General features: G+C 67.5%; 2 protein-coding genes. Both read left to right on the plus strand.

The genetic code is table 11. The annotated features are described in order from the left end of the window. Nucleotides 1-18,468: non-ribosomal peptide synthetase (locus tag TX88_RS17355; RefSeq protein WP_044518486.1), on the plus strand; the 18,468-nt coding region annotated here is incomplete at its 5' end. Then, complete coding sequence (locus TX88_RS35830; RefSeq protein WP_044518488.1) at nt 18,465-26,630, plus strand: non-ribosomal peptide synthetase; 8,166 nt, start codon at nt 18,465-18,467, stop codon at nt 26,628-26,630. The genes TX88_RS17355 and TX88_RS35830, both read left to right, overlap by 4 nt. Nucleotides 26,631-26,639 lie beyond the last annotated feature (9 nt).

The following is a 26,639-nucleotide window of genomic DNA, read 5'->3' on the forward strand; positions in this document are numbered from 1 at the left end:
CCGACGTTGTTCGCCGAACAGGTGGCCCGCACCCCAGATGCGGTGGCGGTCACTTTCGATGGCCGGTCGGTCACCTACCGGGAACTCGATGCGGCCGCCGACCGGTTCGCGCACGTGTTGTCCGCTCACGGTGCGGGCCCGGGCGAGGTAGTGGCGCTGCTCTTCTCCCGGTCGTCCGAAGCCATCACGGCGATTCTCGCCGTTCTGAAAACCGGTGCGGCCTACGTGCCGGTCGATCCGGCGCTACCGCTTGCGCGCATCGAGTTCATGGTGGCCGATGCCGCGCCGGTGGTGGCGGTCACCACGGCGGCGCGGCGGTCGCGCCTGGACGGGTGCGACGTTCCGGTCATCGACATCAGCGATGCCGCGGCCACCGCAGACTCCGTTTCGGGAGCTCGCCCCGGCACTGCCCTGACGGGCCCGGCGCCCGATGACATCGCGTACATCATCTACACCTCGGGCACCACCGGCGTCCCGAAAGGTGTTGCCATCCCGCACCGTAACGTGCCGGGACTGTTCGGATCCCTCAGCGCTCACGTGTCGTCGGGACCGGGGCAGGTATGGACGCAGTGGCACTCGTACAGCTTCGATGTCTCGGTCTGGGAGATCTTCGGTGCGTTGCTCCATGGGGCGCGCCTGGTGGTGGTGTCGGAGTCGGTCGCCGCATCGCCCGACGACTTCCACGATCTGCTGGTTGCCGAACATGTCACCGTGTTGAGCCAGACCCCGTCTGCTGCGGGCATGATCGTGCCCCAGGGCCTGGAATCGGCGGCGTTGGTGGTGGCCGGCGAGGCGTGTCCGCCCGAGTTGGTGGAGCGCTGGGCGCCGGGCCGGGTGATGATCAACGCCTACGGTCCCACCGAGGCCACGGTGTACGCGTCGATCAGCGCGCCCCTCGCCGCGGATTCGGTGGTGCCGATCGGCGCGCCGGTCGCCGGGGGAGCGTTGTTCGTCTTGGACGGTTGGCTGCGTCCGGTGCCGCCCGGAGTGGTCGGTGAGCTGTATATCGCCGGTCGCGGTGTGGGGACAGGATATTGGCGCCGGTCGGGGCTGACGTCTTCGCGGTTTGTGGCGTGCCCGTTCGGGGCGCCGGGAACCCGCATGTACCGCACCGGCGATCTGGTGCGATGGGGCCTCGATGGTCAAGTGCAGTATTTGGGTCGCGCCGACGAGCAGGTCAAGATCCGCGGCTACCGCATCGAACTCGGTGAGGTCCAGGCCGCTCTGGCTGCACTCGACGGTGTCGTGCAGGCCGTGGTTGTCGCTCGCGACGAGGGCCCCGGGGGCAAGCGCCTGGTCGGTTACGTCACCGGCACCGCCGACCCGGGCCAGATCCGCGCCCGGCTGGCGGAGCGACTCCCGAGTTACATGGTCCCGTCCGCGGTGCTGGTCATCGATACGGTGCCGCTGACGGTCAATGGCAAGCTCGACCGACGCGCCCTGCCGGCACCGGACTACGTTGGCGGCGAAGGCTATCGGGCCCCGGCCAACCCGGTCGAGGAGATCCTGACCGACATCTACGCCCGTGTTCTCGGCGCGGACCGGGTGGGTGTCGACGATTCGTTCTTCGATCTGGGTGGGGACTCGTTGTCCGCCATGCGCCTGGTCGCCGCGATCAACAAATCGCTGGATGCCGGCATCGCTGTGCGTTCGTTGTTCGACACGCCAACCATCGCGCACCTGGCCTCCCATATCGGTGGGCACGAGGCTCGGTTGGAGCCGGTGGTGGCCCTTGAGCGGCCCGCGGTGGTTCCGTTGTCGTTCGCCCAGTCCCGTTTGTGGTTCCTGGACCAATTGCAGGGTCCGTCAGCGGTTTACAACATGACGGCTGCGTTCCGGATCAGCGGTGCGCTGGACATCGACGCCATGAACGAGGCGTTGGCCGACGTGGTGGCTCGCCACGAAAGTCTGCGCACCCTGTTCGTCGCGCCCGACGGCGTTCCACGTCAGGTGGTGATGGCCACCGGGCGCACGGAACTCGGCTGGGATGTCGTCGATGCCTGCGGGTGGACACCGGAGGAGCTGCAGGCCGCTCTCGAGGACACGGCACGGCATGCGTTCGACCTGTCGAGCGAGATTCCTCTGCGGGCACGACTTTTCTGTCTGTGCGACGACGAGCACGTGCTGGTCGCGGTGGTGCACCATATCGCCGCCGACGGCTGGTCGATCACCCCGCTGGTGGCTGATCTGGGCGTGGCCTACGCCCGCCGTTGCGCCGGGCAGACACCCGACTGGGCGCCCCTGCCGGTGCAGTACGCCGATTACACCCTGTGGCAGCACGCGCAGTTCGGCGACTTCGAGGACAGCCAGAGTCGCATCGCCACGCAGCTGAGCTACTGGCAGGACGCGTTGGCCGGCATGCCCGAGCGCATCGCCCTGCCCACCGATCGGCCGTACCCGCTGACGACCGATCAGCGCGGAGCCACGATGGCGGTGGACTGGCCTGCGGAGTTGCAGCAGCAGGTTGCCCGCGTGGCGCGTGAGCACAACGCCACCAGCTTCATGGTGGTTCAAGCGGCGCTCCTGACCCTGCTTGCGAAACTCAGCGCGAGTTCAGATGTGGCAGTGGGTTTCCCGATCGCCGGACGTCGCGACCCCGCGCTGGATGAACTGGTCGGCTTCTTCGTCAACACCTTGATCCTGCGGGTCGACCTGGCCGGGGACCCGACGGTGACCGAGATGCTGGCTCAGGTCCGCGCGCGCAGCCTGGCCGCGTTCGATCACCAAGATGTGCCGTTCGAAGTGCTCGTCGAGCGGCTGAACCCGACTCGATCGATGGCCCACCACCCGCTGATCCAAGTAGCGCTGGCATGGCAGAACCTGGCCGGGCACGACATCAATGACTCAGCTGTCGGCCTGGAGTTGGGCGACTTGCAGGTCACCCGGATGCCGGTGGACACCCACACCGCCCGAATGGATTTGAATTTCTCGCTGGCTGAACGCCGGACCGATTCCGGCGAGCCCGCCGGAATCGGTGGCACGGTGGAGTTCCGCACCGACGTGTTCGACGCCGATACCATCGCCACACTGATCGCCCGGCTGCAGCGGGTACTGACGGTGATGACTGCCGACCCGACGGCGAGGTTGTCGTCGGTCGATCTACTCGACGACGACGAGCACGCCCGGCTCGCCGCGATGGGCAATCACGAAGCGCTGACCCGTCCGGCTGCCAGGCCGGTCTCGGTCCCCGCGTTGTTCGCCGAGCATGTGGCGCGCACTCCCGGGGCGGTGGCGGTCACCTGTGGTGACCGTTCGTGGACGTATCGAGAACTCGATGACGCCGCGAACCGGTTGGCGCACTTGCTCACCGGCCGGGATGCAGGCCCGGGCCAATGTGTCGCGGTGCTGTTCAACCGGTCCGCCGAGGCGATCATCGCCATCCTGGCTGTCCTCAAGACCGGCGCGGCGTATCTGCCGATCGATCCGTCGGTGCCCGATGCGCGGTTGGAGTTCGTACTGACCGACGCGGCGCCGGTGGCCGTGGTCACCACCACCGAACTCGCCGATCGGGTGCGGGGACGCGGTGTGGCGGTCGTCGACGTCAGCGAGGTCGATGCCACCGCATCCGCCGCTGGTGATTTGCCGACGCCGGGCGCAGACGACATCGCCTACCTGATCTACACCTCGGGTACCACCGGTGTGCCCAAAGGCGTTGCGGTCACCCATCACAACGTGACCCAACTGCTGGAGTCCCTCGACGCCGGGCTGCCTCGCCCTGGAGTGTGGCCCCAGTGTCACTCTCTGGCCTTCGATGTGTCGGTGTGGGAGATCTTCGGCGCCCTGCTCCGTGGTGGACGGGTGGTGGTCGTACCCGAGGACGTCGCGGTCTCACCAGACGACTTCCATGCGTTGCTGGTTGCCGAACGAGTCGACGTTCTCACCCAGACGCCCTCTGCGGTAAGGGCGTTGCCGACCGAAGGCCTGGAGTCGGCGGCGTTGGTCGTGGTCGGCGAAGCCTGCTCACCCGAGGTGGTCGAGCAGTGGGCTCCCGGGCGCGTGATGATCAATGCGTACGGACCCACCGAGACCACGATGTGCGTGGCGATCAGTGCGCCCCTGCTGCCCGGCCGCGGCGTGCCGATCGGCTCACCGGTTCCCGGAGCCGCGTTGTTGGTTCTCGACGAGTCGCTGCGTCCGGTGCCTGCCGGAGTGATCGGTGAGCTGTACGTGGCAGGTGCGGGCCTGGCGTATGGCTACGTGGGCCGAACCGGGTTGACCGCCTCACGGTTTGTCGCGTGCCCGTTCGGCGGCATCGGCACGCGGATGTATCGCACCGGAGACCTGGTGTGCTGGCGCCCGGACGGTCAGCTGCAATACCTGGGCCGTGCCGACGAGCAGGTCAAGATCCGCGGCTATCGCATCGAACTCGGTGAAGTCCAGGCCGCTTTGGCAGCGCTCGATGGCGTGGAGCAGGCGGTGGTGGTCGCCCGCGAGGACCGTCCCGGCGACAAGAGGCTCGTCGGCTACATCACCGGCACGGCCGATCCGGCCGGAATCCGTGCCGACTTGTCGGACCGGCTGCCCGCATACATGGTGCCCGTCGCCGTGATGGTGTTGGACGCGATTCCGTTGACGGTCAACGGAAAACTCGACACCCGTGCGCTTCCCGCTCCCGACTACGGCTCCGGGGACGGGTATCGCGCCCCGGCAGACGCGGTGGAAGAGGTCCTGACGGGTATCTACGCCCAGGTTCTCGGGCTGGACCGCGTCGGTGTCGACGACTCGTTCTTCGACCTTGGCGGCGACAGCATCTTGTCGATGCAGGTGGTTGCCCGGGCCCGCGCAGCGGGCCTGGTGTGCCACCCGCGCGATGTCTTCGTCGAGCAGACGGTGGCCCGGTTGGCGCGGGTGGCCGGAACGGCCGCCGCATCCCGTGGCCCGGTCGACGAAGGAGTCGGACCGGTGCCGGCGACTCCCATCATTCGGTGGCTGAACGACGTGGAACGTGCCGACGGTCCCGTGGACCAGTTCAACCAGACGGTGTTGTTGCAGGCGCCCGATGGGGTGGCCGAGGCCGATGTCGTAATCCTGTTGCAGGCCTTGCTCGATCGGCATGGCATGCTGCGGCTGCGGACCGGGGATCCTGACGCGGACGGCTGGTCGTTGACCGTGCCCGAGGCAGGTGCAATCGACGCGCATGGATGCCTGCAATCGGTGGACACCCTGACGGATGAGGCACTGGTGGCGGCGCGGTCGCGGTTGAACCCGGCCGCCGGGGTGATGCTGAGCGCGCTGTGGGTGACCTCGACGAGCGGGCTTGTGCTGATCGTCCACCACCTCGCTGTCGACGGGGTGTCGTGGCGAATTGTCCTGGAAGACCTCAATCTCGCGTGGGCACAGCGTCGCGGCGGACAACCGGTGGATCTGCCGCCTGCTGGAACGTCCTTCGCGCGGTGGGCCGAACTGCTGGAGACGCACGCCGGCCACCCGGACGTTGTGGCCCAGGCCCCGGTGTGGCGGCGGGTGGCGGCCACCCCTGCGGTGTTGCCGGCGGTGCGGCCCGAAGCGGATACCTATGAGACCGCCGGGCAGTTCGCGGTGTCCCTCGACGCCGCGACGACGCGGATGTTGCTCGGTGAGGTGCCGACGGCGTTCCACGCCGGGGTACACGACATCCTGTTGATAGCGTTCGGGCTGGCGGTGGCCGAATTCTCCGGAACTCTGGGCACACCGGACACGCCGATCGCCGTCGACGTCGAAGGGCACGGGCGTCAGGAAGAACTGGGCGGAACCCTCGATCCGAACATCGATCTGTCGCGCACTGTCGGGTGGTTCACCACCAAATACCCGGTGGCATTGAACGTCGCGGGCGGCTTCGGGGGACTGACCTGGTCCCAGGTGGTCGCCGGCGATGCGGCGCTGGGCGAGGTGGTCAAAGACGCCAAGGAGCAACTCCGTTCGCTCCCGGATCCGCTGACGTACGGCCTGCTGCGCTACCTGAACGCCGACGTCGATCTCGACGGGGCCGACCCGACCATCGGGTTCAACTACCTGGGTCGTCTGGGTGGCGGATCCACGGCGGCAGCCGATGAGCTGTGGCGGATATCCGCGGATGGTCTCTCGGCCACCGGTGCGGCCGCGGCGATACCCATGCCGTTGACCCACACCGTGGCACTCAACGCGGGCACCCTCGACACCGATTCGGGTCCACAGCTGCAAGCCAATTGGACCTGGGCACGCTCTGGTGTCGACGACGCACAGATCAACCGGCTCAGCACGCTGTGGCTGGACGCGCTGGCCGGTATCTGTGAGCACGTGCGAAACGGCGGGGGTGGATTGACCCCGTCGGACATCGCGCCGGCCCGGCTCAGCCAGTCCGAGATCGACGAGTTGGCAAGCCAGTACCGGATCGCCGACATCCTGCCGCTGACCGCGTTACAGCAGGGACTCGTTTTTCACAGCAGCAGTGCGCAGAGTCCCGATGACGATCTCTACGTGGTGCAGTTGGACATCACCGTCGCCGGTGCGCTCGACGAGCACCGGCTGCGGGATGCCGTGCAGGCCGTCGCCAACCGCCATCCGCACCTGGCGGCCAGGTTCTGCGACCAGTTCGACGAGCCCGTGCAGATCATTCCGGCCGATCCCACCGCGGGGTGGCGGTATGTCGAATTGGGCGCCGCCGCAACCGAAGAGCAGATCCAGCAGGTGTGCGCGGACGAACGCGCCGCGGTCTGCGATCTGGCCCATCCGCCGGCCTTCCGGGTGGCGATGATCCGCACCGGACACAACCGGCACCGGGTCGTGCTCACCAACCACCACATCGTGCTCGACGGGTGGTCGCTACCCATCCTCCTGCAGGAGATCTTCGCCGGCTATCAGGGGCACCGACTGCCCGTGGCCACTCCGTACCGGAGCTTCATCAACTGGCTCGCCGATCGGGACCTCCCCGCCGCCCACGCCGCCTGGCGCGGGGTGCTGGAAGGTCTTGACAGCCCGACCCTCGTCGGCCCTGCGCAGAAATCGGAGTTGGGGCAGCGGGGAGTGCTGGCACATCGGGTGTCCGCGAGAACCACCCGAGCGCTCAACGAACTGGCGCGCTCGCATCGGACCACCGCCAACATCGTCTTGCAGGGTGCCTGGGCACTGCTGCTGAATTCCCTGACCGGCCAGCGCGACATCGTGTTCGGTACGGTCGTCTCGGGACGCCCGGCCGAGGTCGTCGGCGCGGAATCGATGGTGGGCCTGCTGATCAACACGGTGCCGGTGCGCGCGGACATCACCGCGGCGACCACCACCACCGGACTGCTCGACCAGCTGCAGGACGCGCAAACGAAGACCCTTGAGCACCAATATCTCTCGCTCAGCGAGATCCACCGCATCGCCGACCACGACCGACTGTTCGACACCCTGTTCGTGTTCGAGAACTACCCCGTGGACACGGGCGCGTTGTCAGGCGGCGACGGTGGGTTGGAGATCATCGAGGTCGCCAGCCACGAGTCCACCGACTACCCGCTGACGATGCAGGCCATACCCGGTGACGAACTGCGCCTGCGTCTCGAATACGACACAGCCGTCTTCGACGTCGCCGACATCGAAGTCCTCGCCCACCGGATCGAGGCGGTGCTGGAGGCGATGACGGCAGATCCGGGTCGCTCGCTGTCGACCGTGGACCTGCTCGACGCGGCCGAGCGCAGCCGTCTGGCGCGCTGGGGCAACCGGGCGGTGCTGTGCGACCTGGCGCGGCCGGCGTCGGTGCCGGAATTGTTCGCCGCGCAGGTGATGCGGGCACCGGAGTCGGTGGCGCTGGTCTGCGGGGATCGTTCACTCACGTATCGAGAACTCGACGAGTCCGCGAATCGGTTGGCGCACTTGCTCGTCGGTCATGGGGTGGGTCCCGGCGAGCGGGTGGCCGTGATGTTCCCGCGTTCGGCCGAGGCCATCGTGGGGATCCTGGCGGTCCTCAAGGCCGGGGCGGCCTACCTGCCGATCGATCCGGCGCTGCCGGAGTCCCGCGTGGAGTTCATGCTGACCGACTCCGCCCCGATCGCCGCGGTGACCACCACCGAGTTCGTCGACCGGTTCGACGGGCACGGCCTGATGATCTTCGACGTGACGGACCCCGTCGTCGCCGACCAGCCCAGCGCGGCACTGGCGCCCCCGGCTCCCGACGACATGGCCCACATCATCTACACCTCGGGGACCACCGGACAGCCCAAGGGCGTGGCGGTCACCCAGCGCAACGTGGCGCAGCTGTTCGACTCGCTCCAGATCGGGATTCCTCTGGAGCCGGGACAGGTGTGGACGCAGTTCCATTCATATGCGTTCGACTTCTCGGTCTGGGAGATCTGGGGTGCCCTGCTGCACGGCGGGCGGCTCGTGGTGGTGCCCGACACGGTGACCCGTTCCCCGGAAGACTTCCATGCCCTCCTGCTGCGCGAGCAGGTCACGGTGCTGACGCAGACCCCGTCGGCGGTGGGAGTGTTGCCGGTGCAGGGCCTGGACGCCGCGGCTTTGGTGATCGGCGCGGAGCCCTGCCCACCGGAATTGGTGGATCGCTGGGCGCCGGGGCGGGTGATGGTCAACGTCTACGGCCCGACCGAGACCACCATGTGGTTGTGTGCCAGTGCGCCGCTGGCTGCCGGGACCGGAGCTCCGCCGATCGGTTCGCCGACGGCGTGGGCGGCGTTCTTCGTGCTGGACGAGTGGCTGCGTCCGGTGCCCGCCGGCGTGGTCGGCGAGTTGTACCTGGCCGGCGCGGGCGTCGGCATCGGGTACTGGCGCCGGTCGGGGCTGACCGCGTCCCGCTTCATGGCCTGCCCGTTCGGGGAACCCGGCACCCGCATGTATCGCACCGGAGACCTGGTGCGGTGGCGCGCCGACGGGCAGCTGGACTACTTCGGCCGCGCTGATGAACAGGTCAAGATCCGCGGGTACCGCATCGAACTCGGCGAGATCCAGTCGGCGCTGAACGCGCTGGACGGCGTGGATCAAGCGGCGGTGATCGCGCGCGAGGACCACCCGGGCGACAAGCGTCTGGTGGGTTACATCACCGGGACGGCCGACCCCGTGAAAGCGCGTGCCGCACTTGCCGAACGGCTGCCGGGCTACATGGTTCCCGCCTCGGTGGTGGCCCTCGCCGCGCTGCCGGTGACGGTGAACGGCAAACTCGACACCCGGGCGCTGCCGGCGCCGGACTATCGGGATGTCGACCACTACCGTGCGCCCTCCAGTCCCGACGAGGAGATCCTGGCCGGCATCTACGCGCGGGTCCTGGGTGTCGATCGGGTCGGCGCCGACGACTCGTTCTTCGATCTGGGCGGGGATTCCGTCTCGACGATGCGCCTGGTCTCCGCGATCAACGCCAGCATGGATACCGAACTTTCGGTACGGACGGTGTTCGAATCACCCACGGTTGCCCAGCTCGCGCTGTGTATCGGTGCAGGAGAACGGCGACTGGCACCGCTGGTGGCCGGTGAGCGCCCCGCGGTGATCCCGCTGTCGTTCGCCCAGAACCGGTTGTGGTTCGTCGACCAGCTGCAGGGACCGTCGCCGGTCTACAACATGCCGGTCGGCCTGCGGCTTCATGGACGGCTCGACGCCGACGCCTTGGGTGCGGCACTGGGCGATGTCGTGGGTCGCCACGAGAGCCTGCGCACGCTGTTCGATGCGCCCGACGGAACTCCTCGTCAGGTGGTCACATCCGTCGACCGGGCCGACTTCGGTTGGACCGTCGTCGACGCCACCGGCTGGACCGAGAGCGCCCTGAACGAGGCCATCGACGCCGCGGTTCGGTACAGCTTCGACCTGTCCTCCGAAATCCCGTTGCAGGCGAAGCTTTTCCGCGTCGCCGACGACAACCACGTGCTGGTCGCGGTGGTGCACCACATCGCCGCCGACGGCTGGTCACTCGCCCCGCTGGTGCGTGATCTCAGTGTGGCGTATGCCGGCCGCTGCGCCGGGGCAGCACCCGACTGGGAGCCGCTGGCGGTGCAGTACGTCGACTACACGTTGTGGCAGCGTGAGCAGTTGGGCGATCTCGACGACTCCGACAGTCCCATCGCCGCGCAGTTGACCTACTGGGAAGACGCGCTGGCCGGGCTGCCCGAACGTATCGCGCTGCCCACCGATCGGCCCTACCCTCCGGTGGCCGATCAGCGCGGCTCCACCGTCGCGGTCGACTGGCCGGTCGAGCTGCAACAGCGGGTGTGCGCGGTGGCCGGCGAGCACGGCGCGACGAACTTCATGGTGATGCAGGCCTCGCTGGCGGTGCTGCTGTCCAAGATGAGTGCCAGTTCCGATGTGGCCGTTGGGTTCCCGATCGCCGGGCGCAGTGACCGTGCCCTCGAAGAGTTGGTGGGCTTCTTCGTCAACAACTTGGTGCTCCGGGTGGATCTGGCCGGGGACCCCACCGTGGCAGAGGTGTTGGCCCAGGTGCGGGCGCGGAGCCTGGCCGCCTTCGAGCACCAGGACGTGCCGTTCGAGGTTCTGGTGGAGCGGCTCAACCCGACCCGCAGCCTGACCCATCACCCGCTGGTTCAGGTGGCGTTGGCGTGGCAGAACCTGCCCTGGCAGGACACCGGCCCGGCCGGCGGGCTGAGCCTGGGAGACCTCCAGGTCACCCCATTGCCGGTCGACACGCAGACCGCCCGCATGGATCTGACGTTCTCCCTCGGGGAACGCTGGACGCCCGAGGGCGACCCCGCCGGGATCGGCGGGGCAGTGGAGTTCCGTACCGACGTGTTCGACGCCGGCAGCATCGAGGCGTTGATCGCACGGTGGCGGCGGGTTCTGGCGGCGATGACCGCCGACACGTCCCAGCGGGTCTCGTCACTCGACCTTCTCGACGAGGCCGAGCGCGCGTGTCTGGACGGGTGGGGCAACCGGGCGGTACTGAATGCTCCGACGACCGCCTCGGCCGCAATCTCGATTCCGGCGCTGTTCGCCGCACAGGCTGCCCGTGTGCCCGAAGCCGTGGCGATCAGCTTCGACGGCAGCCGCATGACGTACCTGGAACTCGATGCGGCCGCAACTCGACTGGCGCACAGGCTGACCGCTCACGGCGTCGGTCCGGGTGCATGCGTGGCATTGCTGTCGGAACGCTCGGCGGAAGCGATCGTGGCCATGCTGGCGGTGCTCAAGGCGGGCGCCGCGTATCTGCCGATCGACCCCGTGTTGCCCGATGCGCGAATCGAATTCATGCTCGCCGACGCCGGGCCGACGGTCGCGATCGTCACCGCAGGCCTGGCCGACCGACTGGCCGGATGCGACCTGCGGGTCATCCGGGTCGGCGATGTCGCGGACCCGGATCTCGACGGCGTCACTGGCAGCGTGTTGCCGGTGCCGCACCCGGACGATATCGCTTACATCATCTACACCTCGGGCACCACCGGCGTCCCCAAAGGCGTGGCGATCGCCCACCGCAATGTGGCCGCACTGTTGGGGTCGCGCGACACGTTCCTGGCGGGACAGGCGTGGACGCAGTGGCATTCCTACGCTTTCGACGCCTCGGTCGAAGAGATCTGGGGCGCACTGTTGCACGGCGGGCGGCTCGTGGTCGTGCCCGAGTCGGTGGCCCGCTCACCAGAGGACCTGCAGACGTTGCTCGTCGCCGAACAGGTCGATGTCTTGAGCCAGACTCCGTCGGCGGTGGCGATGCTGTCCCCCGAACGGTTGGGCGCGATGTCACTGCTGGTGGCCGGTGAGGCCTGCCCGGCCGAGGTGGTGGACCGCTGGGCCCCGGGCCGAGTGATGGTCAACGCCTACGGTCCGACCGAGACCACGATATGTGCCTCCAGGACTGCACCTTTGGCCGTAGGGACAGGGGCGCCGTCGATCGGTGCGCCGGTACCGGGCGCCGCGTTGTTCGTACTGGACGGGGCGATGCGCCGGGTTCCGCCCGGGGTGGTCGGTGAGTTGTACGTGGCCGGCCGCGGGGTCGGCGTCGGCTATCTGGGCCGGGCGGACCTGACCGGTTCGCGATTTGTGGCCTGCCCGTTCGGATCTCCCGGACAGCGCATGTACCGCACCGGAGATCTGGTGTGCTGGGACCCCGATGGGCAGCTGCGCTACGTCGGGCGTGCCGACGAGCAGGTCAAGATCCGCGGCTATCGCATCGAACTCGGTGAGATTCAGTCGGTCTTGGCCGGCTTGGACGGCGTCGAGCAAGCCGCGGTGATCGCCCGGACCGACCGTCCCGGCGACCAACGCCTGGTGGGCTACGTGACCGGGACCGCGGACCCGGCGAAGCTGCGCACCCAGCTGGCCGAGCAGCTCCCGGCCTATATGGTTCCGGCGGCGGTGGTTTCGTTGCCGACGCTGCCGTTGACCACCAACGGCAAGCTCAACACCCGGGCCCTGCCCGCACCCGAGTATCAGGACATCGACCGCTACCGCGCACCCGGCACCCTCACCGAGGAGATCCTGGCCGGGATCTATGCCGCCGTGCTGGGAGTGGAGCGCGTCGGGGTCGACGATTCGTTCTTCGATCTGGGTGGAGATTCGCTGTCGGCGATGCGCCTGGTCGCCGCGATCAACGCCGCCCTCGACACCGGTCTTGCGGTGCGGGTGCTGTTCGAGGCGCCCACGGTGGCGCAGTTGGCCCCGCGGATCGGCGGCGATGAGGCCCGGCTGGATCCGCTGGTGGCCGGTCAGCGGCCCGCTACGATTCCGCTGTCCTTCGCGCAGTCCCGGCTGTGGTTCCTCGACCAACTGCAAGGCCCCTCACCGGTTTACAACATGGCCACCGCGCTGCGGATCAGTGGGGCGCTGGATGTCGAAGCCCTGGGTGTCGCGCTGGCCGACGTGGTGGCCCGCCACGAAAGCCTGCGTACCGTCTTCCCTGCGGCCGAGGGAATCCCGCGGCAGTCGGTGGTGCCGATCGAGCACGCCCAGTTCGGTTGGGACGTGGTGGATGCCACCGGTTGGTCGGGGGAGCAGTTGCACGAGGCGATCGGCGAAGCCGCCCGTCACACGTTCGATCTGTCCGGCGAAATCCCGTTGCGGGCGAAGCTCTTCCGGCTCGGCGGTGACGAACACGTGCTGGCAGCGGTGGTGCACCACATCGCGGCCGACGCCTGGTCTCTCACTCCGCTGGTGGCCGACCTCGGGGTGGCCTATGCCGGCCGCAGCGCCGGGCAGGCGCCAGCCTGGGCTGATCTGGCCGTCCAGTACGTCGACTACACGCTGTGGCAGCGCGCCCAGTTCGGCGACTTCGACGACAGCCAGAGCCGTATCGCCACGCAGCTGAGCTACTGGCAGGATGCGCTGGCCGGCATGCCCGAACGGATGGCACTGCCCACCGATCGGGCCTACCCGCCGGCCGCCGATCAGCGCGGCGCCATCGTTTCGCTGGACTGGTCCGCCGAACTGCAGCAGCAGGTCGCCCGGGTCGCCCGCGAGCACAACGCGACCAGCTTCATGGTGATCCAGACAGCGCTGCTGACCCTTCTGTCCAGGCTCAGCGGAAGTTCCGATGTGGCAGTCGGTTTCCCCATCGCCGGACGCCGCGACCCCGCCCTCGACGACCTGATCGGGTTCTTCGTCAACACCTTGGTCCTGCGGGCCGATCTGACCGGGGACCCGACGGTGGCAGAACTGCTGGCGCAGGTGCGGTCCCGCAGCCTGGCCGCCTACGACCACCAGGATGTGCCGTTCGAGGTACTCGTCGAGCGGCTCAATCCGACCCGGTCCCTGACCCATCACCCCCTGATCCAGGTGGCACTGGGATGGCAGAACGTTCCCGGCCAGTCCGGGAGCGCCCTGGCACTCGGCGATCTGGAGGTCAGCCAGATGCCCGCGGACACCCACACCGCGCGCATGGACCTGAGCTTCTCGCTCGCCGAACGGCGGACCCAGACCGGAGCTCCCGCCGGAATCGGCGGGACGGTGGAGTTCCGCACCGACGTGTTCGATACGGCGACCATCGAAACGATGATCAAGCGGTTCGAGCTGGTGTTGTCGGCGATGACCGCCGACACGGACCGCCACCTGTCCTCGATCGACCTGCTCGATGCCGTCGAACACGCCCACCTCGACGCAATCGGCAACCGGGCCGCGTTGGCGGGGCCGGTGCCGCCAACGGATCCGGTATCGGTCCCGGGATTGTTCGCCGCGCAGGTCGCGCGGAACCCGGAAGCCGTCGCGGTCACCTTTGACGGCCGGTCACTGACTTATCGTGCACTCGATGAGGCAGCAAACCGGCTGGCGCACTTGCTCATCGGGCAAGGTGTCGGACCTGGTCGCTGTGTGGCCCTGCTGCTGGAGCGCTCTGCGGACGCGATCGTCGCGATGCTGGCGGTGCTGAAGGCCGGGGCTGCCTACCTGGCCATCGACCCCGCGCTGCCCGCAGCCCGGGTGGAGTTCATGCTGACCGATGCCGACCCCGTCGCCGCGATCACCACCAACGGTCTGGCCGAACGGCTCGATGGCCATCGCTTGCGGGTGGTCGACCTCGGCGATCCGGCGGTTGCCCACCAGCCCGGCACCGCGCCCGCGGAACCGGCGCCGGAGGGCATCGCGTACCTCATCTACACCTCGGGAACGACCGGGCTGCCCAAGGGCGTGGCCGTCAGCCACCACAACCTGACTCACCTCGCCCGCTCCACGCCTGCGCACCTACCGGAGAATCAGGTTTGGACGCAATGTCATTCGTACGCCTTCGACTTCTCGGTATGGGAGATCTGGGCTGCGCTGCTGGGCGGGGCACGCCTGGTCGTGGTGCCCGAGTCCGTCGTGAGTTCACCCGACGACTTCCATGCCCTCCTGGTCGGCGAGCGGGTCAACGTGCTCACCCAGACCCCGTCGGCGGCCGGGGCGCTGTCCCCGCAGGGGCTGGAGTCGGTCGCGTTGCTGCTCGGCGGTGAGGCCTGTCCGGGTGAGGTGGTCGATCGTTGGGCGCCCGGGCGTGTGGTGATCAACGCCTATGGCCCCACGGAGATCACGGTGTACGCGTCGATGAGCGCACCCCTGGAAGCTGGGTCGGGGGCCGCGCCCATCGGGGCGCCCGTCCCGACGTCGGCTTTGTTCGTGCTGGACGAGTGGATGCGCCCGGTGCCCCCCGGTGTGGTCGGCGAACTGTACGTCGCCGGCGACGGTGTGGCCTGCGGCTATCTGGGCCGCTCGGGATTGACCGCCGCACGTTTCGTGGCGTGCCCGTTCGGTGAGCCGGGGCAGCCCGCACGGCGGATGTATCGCACCGGAGACCTGGTGAGCTGGCGTGCCCACGGGCAACTGCAGTATCTGGGGCGTGCCGATGACCAGGTCAAGATTCGTGGTTATCGCATCGAACTCGGCGAGGTTCAGGCCGCGTTGAGTGGGCTGGCCGGAGTCGGACAGGCGGTGGTGATCGCCCGTGAGGATCAGCCGGGCATCAAGCGCCTGGTCGGCTACGTCATCCCGGACGAGGCCGGTTCGGTGGATCCGGCCGGGTTGCGAAGCGCACTGGCCGATCGGCTGCCGCCGTACATGGTCCCGGCCGCGATCGTGGTTCTGGACGCATTGCCGTTGACGGTCAACGGCAAACTCGACACCCGCGCCTTGCCTGCACCGGAATACCAGGACGCCGAGCGGTATCGCGCACCGCAGACCGCAGTCGAGGAGATCCTGGCCGGCATCTATGCCCAGGTGCTCGGGCTCGAGCGGGTGGGGGTCGACGACTCGTTCTTCGACCTGGGCGGCGACAGCATCCTGTCCATGCAGGTGGTGGCCCGGGCCAGGGCATGCGGTGTGATGTGCAGGCCCCGTGACGTTTTCGTCGAACAGACGGTGGCGCGACTGGCCCTGGTGGCAGGCGTCGACGCCGATGACACCGGCCCGGTCGACGAGGGCATCGGTCCGGTCGGGGCAACCCCGATCATGCGCTGGCTGGAAGAGGTCGACCGTGCCGGCGGTCCGGTCGACCAGTTCAACCAGACGGTGGTGGTCCAGGCCCCGCCGGGAGCCACCGAGTCCGACGTCGAGATGGTGTTGACCGCCCTGCTGGACCGGCATGCCATGCTGCGTTTGCGCGCTGAAGACGACGGGGCCGGGAGCTGGTCGCTCTCAGTGCCCGAGAAGGGTTCGGTGCGAGCACATCTGGAGTCCGTCGATGAGCTGTCCGACGACGCATTGATGCGGGCCCGGTCGCGGCTGAACCCCGGTGCCGGGGAGATGGTCAGCGCGCTGTGGGTGGCCTCCACCGGCCAGTTGGTATTGACCGTCCACCACCTCGCGGTGGACGCGGTGTCCTGGCGGATTCTGCTCGAAGACCTCAACATCGCCTGGGCTCAGCATTGCCACGGTCAGCCGGTCGCACTCCCTACGACCGGGACCTCATTCGCGCAGTGGACGGAACTGCTCGGTGAGCACGCGCGCTCGGCCCCGGTGGTGGATCAGGCCGACACGTGGCGGCGAGTGTTGGCGACCTCCTCCGCGCTGCCCACGGTCCGGCCCGAACTCGACACGTACGGGACGGCCGGGCACCTCACCGCATCGTTGGATGTCGAGACGACCCGGGTCCTGCTCGGTGAGGTCCCGGCAGCGTTCCACGCTGGGGTACAAGACATTCTGCTGATCGCGTACGGGCTGGCGCTGACCGAGTTCCTGGGAGTCACCTTGCCGGTCGGCATCGATGTCGAGGGCCACGGCCGTACCGAGGAATTGGGTGGAGCTTTCGATCGAAGTCTCGACCTCTCGCGAACCGTGGGCTGGTTCACCACCAAGTACCCTGTGTCACTCGATGTCCGAGGCCCCTTTGCCGGGCTGCAATGGTCTGAGGTGCGGGCCGGCGATCCGGCACTCGGCCGCGTGATCAAGGACGCCAAGGAACAACTGCGCGGCCTACCCGAGGGAATGACCTACGGACTCCTTCGCTACCTCAACCCCGACGTCGATCTGTCCGGAGCCGACCCGACCATCGGATTCAACTATCTCGGCAGGCTGGGCGCGACCGGCCCGGCACAATCGGACGAACTTGCCGGGCTGTGGCAGGTCAGCCGTGACGGAGCGGCGGTCGCCGCGGCCGCCGCGGCCGTACCGATGCCGCTCGGGCACACGATCGAACTCAACGCGAGCACCGCCGAAACCGATGCAGGCCCAAGTCTTCACGCCGCCTGGACGTGGGCGCCCTCGGCTCTCGACGAGACCCAGATCAGCCGACTGAGTCGGCTCTGGTTCGAGGCGCTCACCGGCATCTGTGCCCACATCTCCAGGGGCGGTGGCGGCCTGACACCGTCCGACATCGTCCCCGCCCGTCTCACTCAGCCCGAGATCGACGAGCTGAGTGAGCACCACCGGATCGCCGATGTGCTGCCCCTGACGCCCCTGCAGCAGGGACTTCTGTTCCAGGCCAATGCAACTCGAAGCAACGATGACGACGTCTACGCCATGCAACTCGACGTCACCATCACCGGCCCGCTGGATCCACACCGGCTGCGCGAGGCGGTGCGCACCGTGGTCAACCGCCACCCCAACCTGGCCGCGCGGTTCGACAAACGGTTCGGCGAACCCGTCCAGATCATCCCGGCGGAACCCAGCGTGCCCTGGCAGTACCTCGACATGACCACGGACGCAGATGCCCCCGGTGTGGACGAGCAGATACAGAAGTTGTGCGCCGACGAACGTGCGACCGTCTGCGATCTGGCCCACCAATCGGCGTTCCGCGCAGCGCTGATCCGGTCCGCGCATGACGAACACCGCTTCGTGATGACGTATCACCACATCGTGCTCGACGGCTGGTCACTGCCGATCCTGTTGCAGGAGATCTTCGCCGGCTATTACGGGCAGCGGCTTCCCGCCGCCGCGCCCTACCGCAGGTTCGTCACATGGCTCACCGATCGAGACGTCGACGCCGCACACGCTGCGTGGCGCGAAGTCCTGGCGGGCTTCGCCACCCCGGCTCTGGTCGCCCCCAACCGGGGAACTCCAGGGCGAAGGGCCACCGAGTCGTTCCGCTTGCCCGCCGAAACCACCAGGGCGGTCAATGAACTCGCGCGCGCACAGCACACGACTGCCAGCACCGTTCTCCAAGCGGCGTGGGCACAGGTGCTCATGTGGCTCACCGGCCGGCATGACGTCGCCTTCGGCGTCGCGGTCTCGGGCCGGTCGGCGGAGGTGGCCGGCGCGGATTCGATGGTGGGCCTGCTGATCAATACCGTGCCGGTACGGGCCACCATCACACCGGACACGACCATCGCCGGGCTGCTCGACGAACTGCAACGCCATCACGGCGACACTCTCGAGCATCAGCATCTGGCGCTCAGTGAAATCCACCGTGCCGTGGGCCATGATCAGCTGTTCGACACGCTTTTCGTCTACCAGAACTATCCGGTCGAGACGGTCGCGGCGACGATGGTCGACGGGTTGGCCATCACCGAGGTCAACGGCCGCGAATACAACCACTACCCACTGACCCTGCAAGCCATGCCCGGCGCCGAACTGGTTCTGCGTGTCGAATTCGATACCGACGTATTCACTGCGAAGCGTGTGCAAAAAGTCGTCGGACGGTTCCAGCGCGTGCTGGAGGCCATGACCGGAGAGGTACAACCATCGTGACTGCCGACGCCAACCGGCGATTGTTGTCGATGGATCTCGACGACGACGATGACGTCGAGGAGCTGGATGAGTGGGGTAACCGGGCAGCCTTGAATGGGGCGGCCCCGGTGTCGGTGTCGATCCCGACCTTGTTCCATGAGCAGGTGGCTCGTCATCCGGACGCGGTGGCGGTCAGCTTCGGTGAAAGTTCTTTGACCTATCGGGAACTCGACACGGCTGCGAATCGGTTGGCGCACCTGCTGATCGAGTGGGGAGCAGGTCCCGGGCTGCGGGTGGCGTTGTTGTTCCCGCGGTCGGTCGAGGCGGTCGTGGCGATCATGGCGGTGCTGAAGACCGGTGCGGCGTATGTGCCGATCGATCCTTCGGTGCCGGATGCCCGCTTGGATTTCGTCCTGACCGACTCGGCTCCGATCGCTGTGGTCACCACCGCTGATCTGGTGGGTCGGTTGGATGGACGTGGGTTGACGGTGATCGATGTCAACGACTCCGCTGCGGCCGGCCGGCCGGGCAGCCCACCGCCCGTCGAACCAACTGGCGATGATGTTGCGTACCTGATCTACACGTCGGGGACGACGGGTGTGCCCAAGGGTGTGGCGATTCCGCATCGGAATGTGGCGCGGTTGCTGGATGCGATCGATCGTGATGTGGATTTGTCTGCGGGTCAGGTGTGGACGCAGTGTCATTCGTTGGCTTTTGACTTCTCGGTGTGGGAGATCTTCGGCGCGCTGTTGCACGGCGGTCGGTTGGTGGTGGTGCCCGAATCGGTGACGCGCTCGGCCGAAGAGTTCCACGCGATGTTGGTCGCCGAGCGGATCGGTGTGCTCAGTCAGACACCGGCAGCGTTCTATGCGTTGGCCGCGGTCGACGGCGCCCGGCCCGACCACCAGCTCTCACTCGAGGTCGTCGTGTTCGGCGGCGAGGCCTTGGAGCCGCAGCGGCTTGCACCATGGATGGACCGGCACGCGGCGATGCCACGGTTGATCAATATGTACGGGATCACCGAGACGACGGTGCATGCCTCGTTCCGGGAGATCACCGCCGCCGATGTGGGGAATGCGGTCAGTCCGATCGGTGTGCCGCTGGCGGATCTGGCCTTCTTCGTGCTCGACGGCTGGTTGCGACCGGTTCCGGTCGGGGTCGTAGGCGAGTTGTACGTCGCCGGTGCAGGTTTGGGCTATGGCTATGTGGGCCGGGCGCCGTTGACGTCGACGCGGTTTGTGGCCTGCCCGTTCGGCAGCGCGGGAACACCGGGGATCCGGATGTATCGCACCGGGGATCTGGTGTCGTGGGGCGCCGATGGGCAGTTGCAGTACCTGGGCCGGGCCGATGAGCAGGTCAAGATTCGTGGGTATCGCATCGAGCTCGGCGAAATCCAGTCCGCGCTGGCGGCCCTGGACGGTGTCGAGCAGGCGGTGGTGATCGCCCGTGAGGACCGGCCGGGCGACAAGCGGCTGGTCGGTTATGTCACCGGGACCGTCGATGTGTCCGTTGCGCGTGCGGCGCTGGGGGAGACGCTGCCGCCCTATATGGTGCCCGCGGCCGTGGTCGGCTTGCAGGCGGTGCCGTTGACGGTGAACGGCAAGCTCGACAAAAAGGCTTTGCCGGCACCGGAATACCAACTCCTGGAAAGCTACCGGGCCCCGAGTACGCCCACCGAGGAGATCCTGGCCGGCATCTACGCCCAGATCCTCGGCGTGGACCGCGTCGGCGTCGACGATTCATTCTTCGATCTCGGCGGTGATTCCCTGCAGGCCATGCGCCTGATCGCGGCCCTCAACCGGACCCTGGGCACCGGCCTCGAAGAGCGCCTCCTGTTCGATGCTCCGACGGTCGCCCAGCTGATGCTCCGCATCGGTGACGACGAAGGCCGGCATCAACCCTTGGTGGCCGCCGAGCGGCCCGCGGTGATGCCGCTGTCGTTTGCGCAGAGCCGGTTGTGGTTCATCGACCAATTGAACGGGCCTTCACCGGTTTACAACCTGGCGGCAGGTCTGCGGTTGGATGGTCCGCTTGATGTCGATGCCCTGGGCGCGGCGTTCAAGGACCTCTTGGATCGCCACGAGAGTCTGCGTACGTCGTTCCCGACGGTTGACGGGACGCCTCAGCAGCTGATTGTTCCCGCCGAGCGGACCGAGTTCGGCTGGGAGGTGGTTGATGCGGTCGGATGGCCGTCCGCCAGGTTGGAGCAGGCCGTCGAGGCCGCGGCGCGTCACAGCTTCGACCTCGCTGCCGAGATCCCGCTGCGGGCGAAGGTTTTCCGGGTAGCCGAGGATGCGCATGTGCTGGTGGCAGTGGTGCATCACATTGCCGCAGACGGTTGGTCGATCACTCCGCTGGTCGCCGATCTGGGGGTGGCGTATGCGAGTCGGCGTGAAGGGAAGGCGCCGGGCTGGCAGCCGTTGGCGGTCCAGTACGCCGACTACACGTTGTGGCAGCGTGCCCAGCTCGGCGATCTGGAGGACAGCGACAGCCGCATCTCCCAGCAGCTGAGGTTCTGGGCGGACGCACTCGGCGGGATGCCCGAACGCCTGGCATTGCCGACTGATCGTCCCTATCCCTTGGTGGCCGACCAGAATGGCGACCGAGTCGATGTGGAATGGCCCGCCGATCTGCAGCAACAGGTGGCTCGCCTGGCTCGCGAACACAACGCGACCAAATTCATGGTCATTCAAGCGGCACTGCTGACTCTGCTGTCGAAGCTCAGCGCGAGTTCAGATGTGGCGGTGGGCTTTCCGATCGCCGGGCGCCGTGACCCGGCCCTCGACGAGCTGATCGGGTTCTTCGTCAACACGTTGGTGCTGCGCGTCGATCTGGACGGAGACCCGAGTGTCGCCGAAGTGCTGGCGCAAGTTCGGGCACGCAGTCTGGGTGCGTTCGAGCACCAGGACGTGCCGTTCGAGGTGCTTGTCGAGCGGCTCAATCCGACCCGGTCCCTGACCCACCACCCACTGGTGCAGGTGATGCTGGCCTGGCAGAACGTTCCCGGACAGCCGGGTGACGACGGCGGCGGGGTGTCGCTGGGGGATCTGCAGGTCACTCAGTTGCCACTGGACACCCACACCGCGCGGATGGACCTGTCGTTGTCGTTGGCAGAACGGTGGACGGAAACCGGTGAGGCCGCGGGAATTTCCGGCACCGTCGAGTTCCGTACCGATGTCTTCGACGCCGGCAGCATCGAAGCCCTCATCGACCGGTTGCAGCGGGTCCTTCAGGCGATGGCTGCCGATCCGACCCTGCGTGTGTCGGCGATCGATGTGCTCGATGCCGACGAGCGGGCGCGTCTGGACACGGTGGGCAATCTCGCGACGCTGACCCGTCCAGCCCCCGGCCCGGTGTCGATTCCGGTTCTGTTCGACGCTCAGGTGACCCGTGATCCCGGTGCGGTGGCCGTCAGTTTCGACGGAAGCCACATCACATACGGGGATCTCGATCGGGCCGCGAATCGATTGGCGCACCTGCTCGTCGAGCAGGGTGTTGGTCCGGGCCGGCGCGTGGCGTTGCTGTTCTCGAGGTCGGTAGAGGCGATCGTCGCGATCTTCGCGGTGCTCAAGACCGGCGCGGCGTACGTGCCGATCGATCCCGCAGTGCCCGATTCCCGGCTGGAGTTCATCCTCAGCGATGCCACACCGCTGGCGGCGGTCACCACCACGGATCTGGCCGACCGGCTGGCCGGGCACGAATTGAGGGTGATCGCCGTCGACGATGCCGCGGTGGCCGGCCAACCCGATACAGCCCTGCCGGGGCCGGGACCGGACGACATCGCGTACCTGATCTACACCTCGGGCACCACGGGTGTGCCGAAAGGTGTGGCGATCCCGCACCACAACGTGACTCGCTTGCTGCAGGCGCTGGACGCCGATCTGGAGTTGTCGGCGGATCAAGTGTGGACGCAGAGTCATTCGCTGGCCTTCGACTTCTCGGTCTGGGAGATTTTCGGCGCACTGTTGCACGGCGGCCGGCTGGTGGTGGTGTCCGATTCGGTGGCACGGTCGCCCGAAGAGTTCCACGCCCTGCTGGTCGCCGAGCGGGTCAGTGTGTTGAGTCAGACGCCGTCGGCGTTCTATGCGCTGCAAGCCGCGGATGAGCTCTCATCGGGTGTGGGTTCTGAGCTCGAGCTCGAGTTGGTCGTATTCGGCGGTGAAGCACTGGACCCGACTCGGCTGGCGGAGTGGTTCCAGGACCATCCGGTGTTGCCGCGGTTGATCAACATGTACGGGATCACCGAGACCACGGTGCACGCCTCGTTCCGGGAGATCACCGAGCTCGATGCGGAGGTCGCGGTCAGTCCGATCGGTGTGCCGCTGAAGCACCTGGCCTTTGTCGTGCTCGATCGCTGGTTGCGTCCGGTGCCCGTCGGGGTGGTGGGCGAGTTGTATGTCGCCGGTGCGGGTTTGGGTTCCGGCTATGTGGGCCGGGCGCCGTTGACCTCGACGCGGTTTGTCGCGTGCCCGTTCGGGTCGCCGGGGATGCGGATGTATCGCACCGGGGATCTGGTGTGTTGGCGCGCGGACGGGGAACTGCAATACCTGGGCCGGGCCGATGAGCAGGTCAAGATTCGTGGGTATCGCATCGAATTGGGCGAGATCCAATCCGCGCTGAAGGCTTTGGACGGTGTCGAGCAGGCGGTGGTGATCGCCCGTGAGGACCGGCCGGGGGACAAGCGGCTGGTCGGTTATGTCACCGGGACCGCCGATCCCGCTGAGTTGCGTGCCGCGCTGGCTGAGAAGCTGCCGCCCTACATGGTCCCGACCGCGGTGGTGGAGATCGAGGCCCTGCCGTTGACGGTCAACGGAAAACTCGACATCCGTGCGTTGCCTGCACCGGAGTACCAGGACGTCGATCGGTACCGTGCTCCGGCCACTGGTGTCGAGGAGCTTCTGGCGGGGATCTTCGCCCAAGTCCTCGGTCTGGAACAGGTAGGTGTCGACGACTCGTTCTTCGACCTTGGCGGCGACAGCATTTCGGCCATTCAGGTGATCTGGCGCGCCCACGGTGCCGGCCTGACCGGGCGCCCACGTGACATCTTCGTCCAGCAGACGGTGGCCCGGTTGGCGCGAGTGGTCAGGATGGCCAACAACGCGGGCGACGTGATCGACGAGGGTCTCGGTCCGGTCGTGGCGACTCCGATCATGCGGTGGCTCAAGGGCCTGGAGCGTGTCGACGGCCCGATCGACGAGTTCAATCAGACGGTGGTGCTGCAGGCACCCGCCGGTGCGTCCGAGGACGATGTCGTAATCCTGTTGCAGGCCTTGCTGGCTCGGCACGGAATGCTCCGATTGCGTGCCGAGGACGACGGCGCCGGTGGATGGGCGTTGACGGTGCCCGAACCGGATGCGGTGGATGCCCGCGAGCATCTGCTCACCGTCGATCTGTTGACGGAAGACGCGCTGGCGGCGGCGCGGTCGCGGTTGAATCCCGCCGCCGGGGTGATGTTGAGCGCGTTGTGGAGCTCCGCCACGGGGCAACTGGCGCTGGTCGCCCACCACATGGCTGTCGACGGAGTGTCGTGGCGAATTGTGCTGGAGGACCTCAACATCGCCTGGACCCAGCATCGCGGCGAGCAGCCGGTGCTGCTGCCGCCGACCGGGTCGTCGTTCAAACGATGGGCGGACCTGCTGGCTGAGTACGCGCACCACCCCGACGTGGTCGGCCGCGCGGAGGCGTGGCGGCAGGTGGCCTCGATCCCACCCGCATTGCCGGCACCGCGGCCCGCGGAGGATACGTTCGCCACCGCCGGGTACCTGTCGGAGTTCCTGGATGCCGAGACCACCCACATGCTGCTGGGTGACGTGCCTGCGGCGTTTCACGCCGGGGTGCAAGAGATCCTGTTGATCGCGCTCGCACTGGCGTGGGCCCAGTATCTGGGGACGGGCGGCGCTCCGATCGCCATCGATGTGGAGGGCCACGGGCGCCAGGAGGACTTGGCAGATCTGGGCGCACCCGACGACCCAGAGGTCGACCTGTCGCGCACGGTGGGGTGGTTCACCGCCAAGTACCCGGTATCGCTGGCGGTCGGTGGGCTGCGCTGGACGCAGGTGGTGGCAGGCGATGCGGCGCTCGGCGCGGTCATCAAGGACGCAAAAGAGCAGCTTCGAAACCTGCCCGACGGCCTGAGTTACGGACTGCTGCGCTACCTCAACCCCGACGTGGATCTGGCCGGATCCGATCCGGTGATCGGGTTCAACTATCTCGGCCGGCTGGGCTCCCCGGCGGCGTACGCGTCCGGTGACGTGTGGCGTTTCAGTCAGGACGGCCTGTCGATGACCGGTGCGGCCGGCGCGATGCCGATTGCGCTGGCGCACACCGTGGAGCTCAATGCGGTCACCATCGACACCGACAGCGGCCCGCACCTGAATGCCACCTGGACGTGGGCGCCCACCGCACTGGATCGTACGGCTGTGACCCGGATCAGCCGGCTGTGGTTCGACGCCCTGGCCGGGATCTGTGCCCATGTCAGGCGGGGCGGGGGCGGATTGACGCCGTCGGACATCGCGCCGGCAAGGCTGAGCCAGCACCAGATCGATGCGCTGCACAGCGAATTCCCCATCGCCGACGTGCTTCTCCTGACGCCGTTGCAGCAGGGACTGCTCTACCACGCCGGCATCGCGAACTCCTCCGGTGACGATGTCTATGCGGTACAGCTGGACCTGGCATTGAGCGGTCCGCTCGACGTACACCGGCTGCGCGATGCCGTGCAGACCGTGGTGAGCCGGCATCCGCATCTGGCTGCCCGCTTCTGCCCGCAATTCGAGCAACCCGTGCAGGTGATCCCCGCTGATCCGGTGGCGCCCTGGCGGTATATCGAGTTGGGCGCCAGCGGCGTTGGCATCGACCAGCAGATCGAGGAGATCTGCGCCGCCGAACGTGGCGCAGTGTGCGACCTCGAGAACCAACCTGCCTTCCGGACGGCCCTCATCCGTATCGCGGAGGACCGGCACCGGTTCGTCCTGACCAACCATCACATCGTGCTCGACGGCTGGTCGATGCCGATCCTGATGCAGGAGATCTTCGCCGGCTACCAGGGGCTGCGGCTGCCCGCGGCCTCCCCGTACCGCAGCTTCATGACGTGGCTGTCCGAACGCGATCACCATGCCGCCCATGCGGTGTGGCGTGAGGTGCTGGCCGGTTTCGACACTCCGATTCTCGTCGGACCGCCGCAGAAGCTGCGGTTCGGGGAGCGTTGTGTCGGCTCGTACCGGGTGCCCGCCAAGACCACGCGGGCGCTCACGAAACTCGCGCGCGCGCATCACACCACCGTGAACGTCGTCTTGCAGGGGGCCTGGGCACTCCTGCTCAGCTCGCTGACCGGCCATCACGACGTCGCCTTCGGAACCGTCGTCTCGGGTAGGCCACCGGAGGTGGACGGTGCGGATTCGATGGTCGGCCTGCTGATCAACACGGTGCCGGTGCGGGCCACCTTCACCCCGGACACCACCACGGCCGACCTGCTGGATCAGTTGCAGAGTGCCCACAACGACACACTCGATCATCAGCACGTGGCGCTCAGCGACATCCACCGTATGACCGGCCAGGACAGCCTCTTCGACACCGTCTTCGTGTACGAGAACTATCCGACCGATACCGGAACACCACCGGGCGGCGAGGGATTGGCCGTCACCGGTTTCAGCAGCCGCGACTTCTATCACTACCCGATCGCGGTGCAAGCCGGGCCCGGTCGCGAGTTGGAGCTGCGGGTCCAATACGACACCGATGTATTCGACGGCGAAACCGTAGAAGCGCTGATGGAGCGTTTCAAGAAGGTGTTGGTGGGGATGACGGCCCATCCGGGTCGCCGCGTGTCGTCCCTGGATCTCCTGACGAAGACCGCGCGCCTGGACGGGTGGGGGCGCAAGGCGGTATCGGCTCGGCCGGACACCAGCGCGGTACCAGCACCCGAAACCGGTGAGGCCGACGGTGCCTATCGCCCCCCGACCACCCTGGTCGAGCAGATCGTGGCCAGCATCTACGCCGAGGTGCTTGGCGTCGACCGGGTGGGTGTGGAGGAGTCGTTCTTCGATGCGGGTGGCGATTCGATTTCCGCGATGCGTGCCATCGCCGCGATCAATGGAGCTCTCGACGTCGAACTCACGATGCTCGCGCTGTTCGACGCGCCGTCCGTACGCAGCTTGGCTCAGCAGTTGGCGAACGCACCGGTGCAGTGAACGACTGCC

Origin of the sequence: Mycolicibacterium septicum DSM 44393, assembly GCF_000455325.1 — a bacterium.
GTDB lineage: Bacteria > Actinomycetota > Actinomycetes > Mycobacteriales > Mycobacteriaceae > Mycobacterium > Mycobacterium septicum.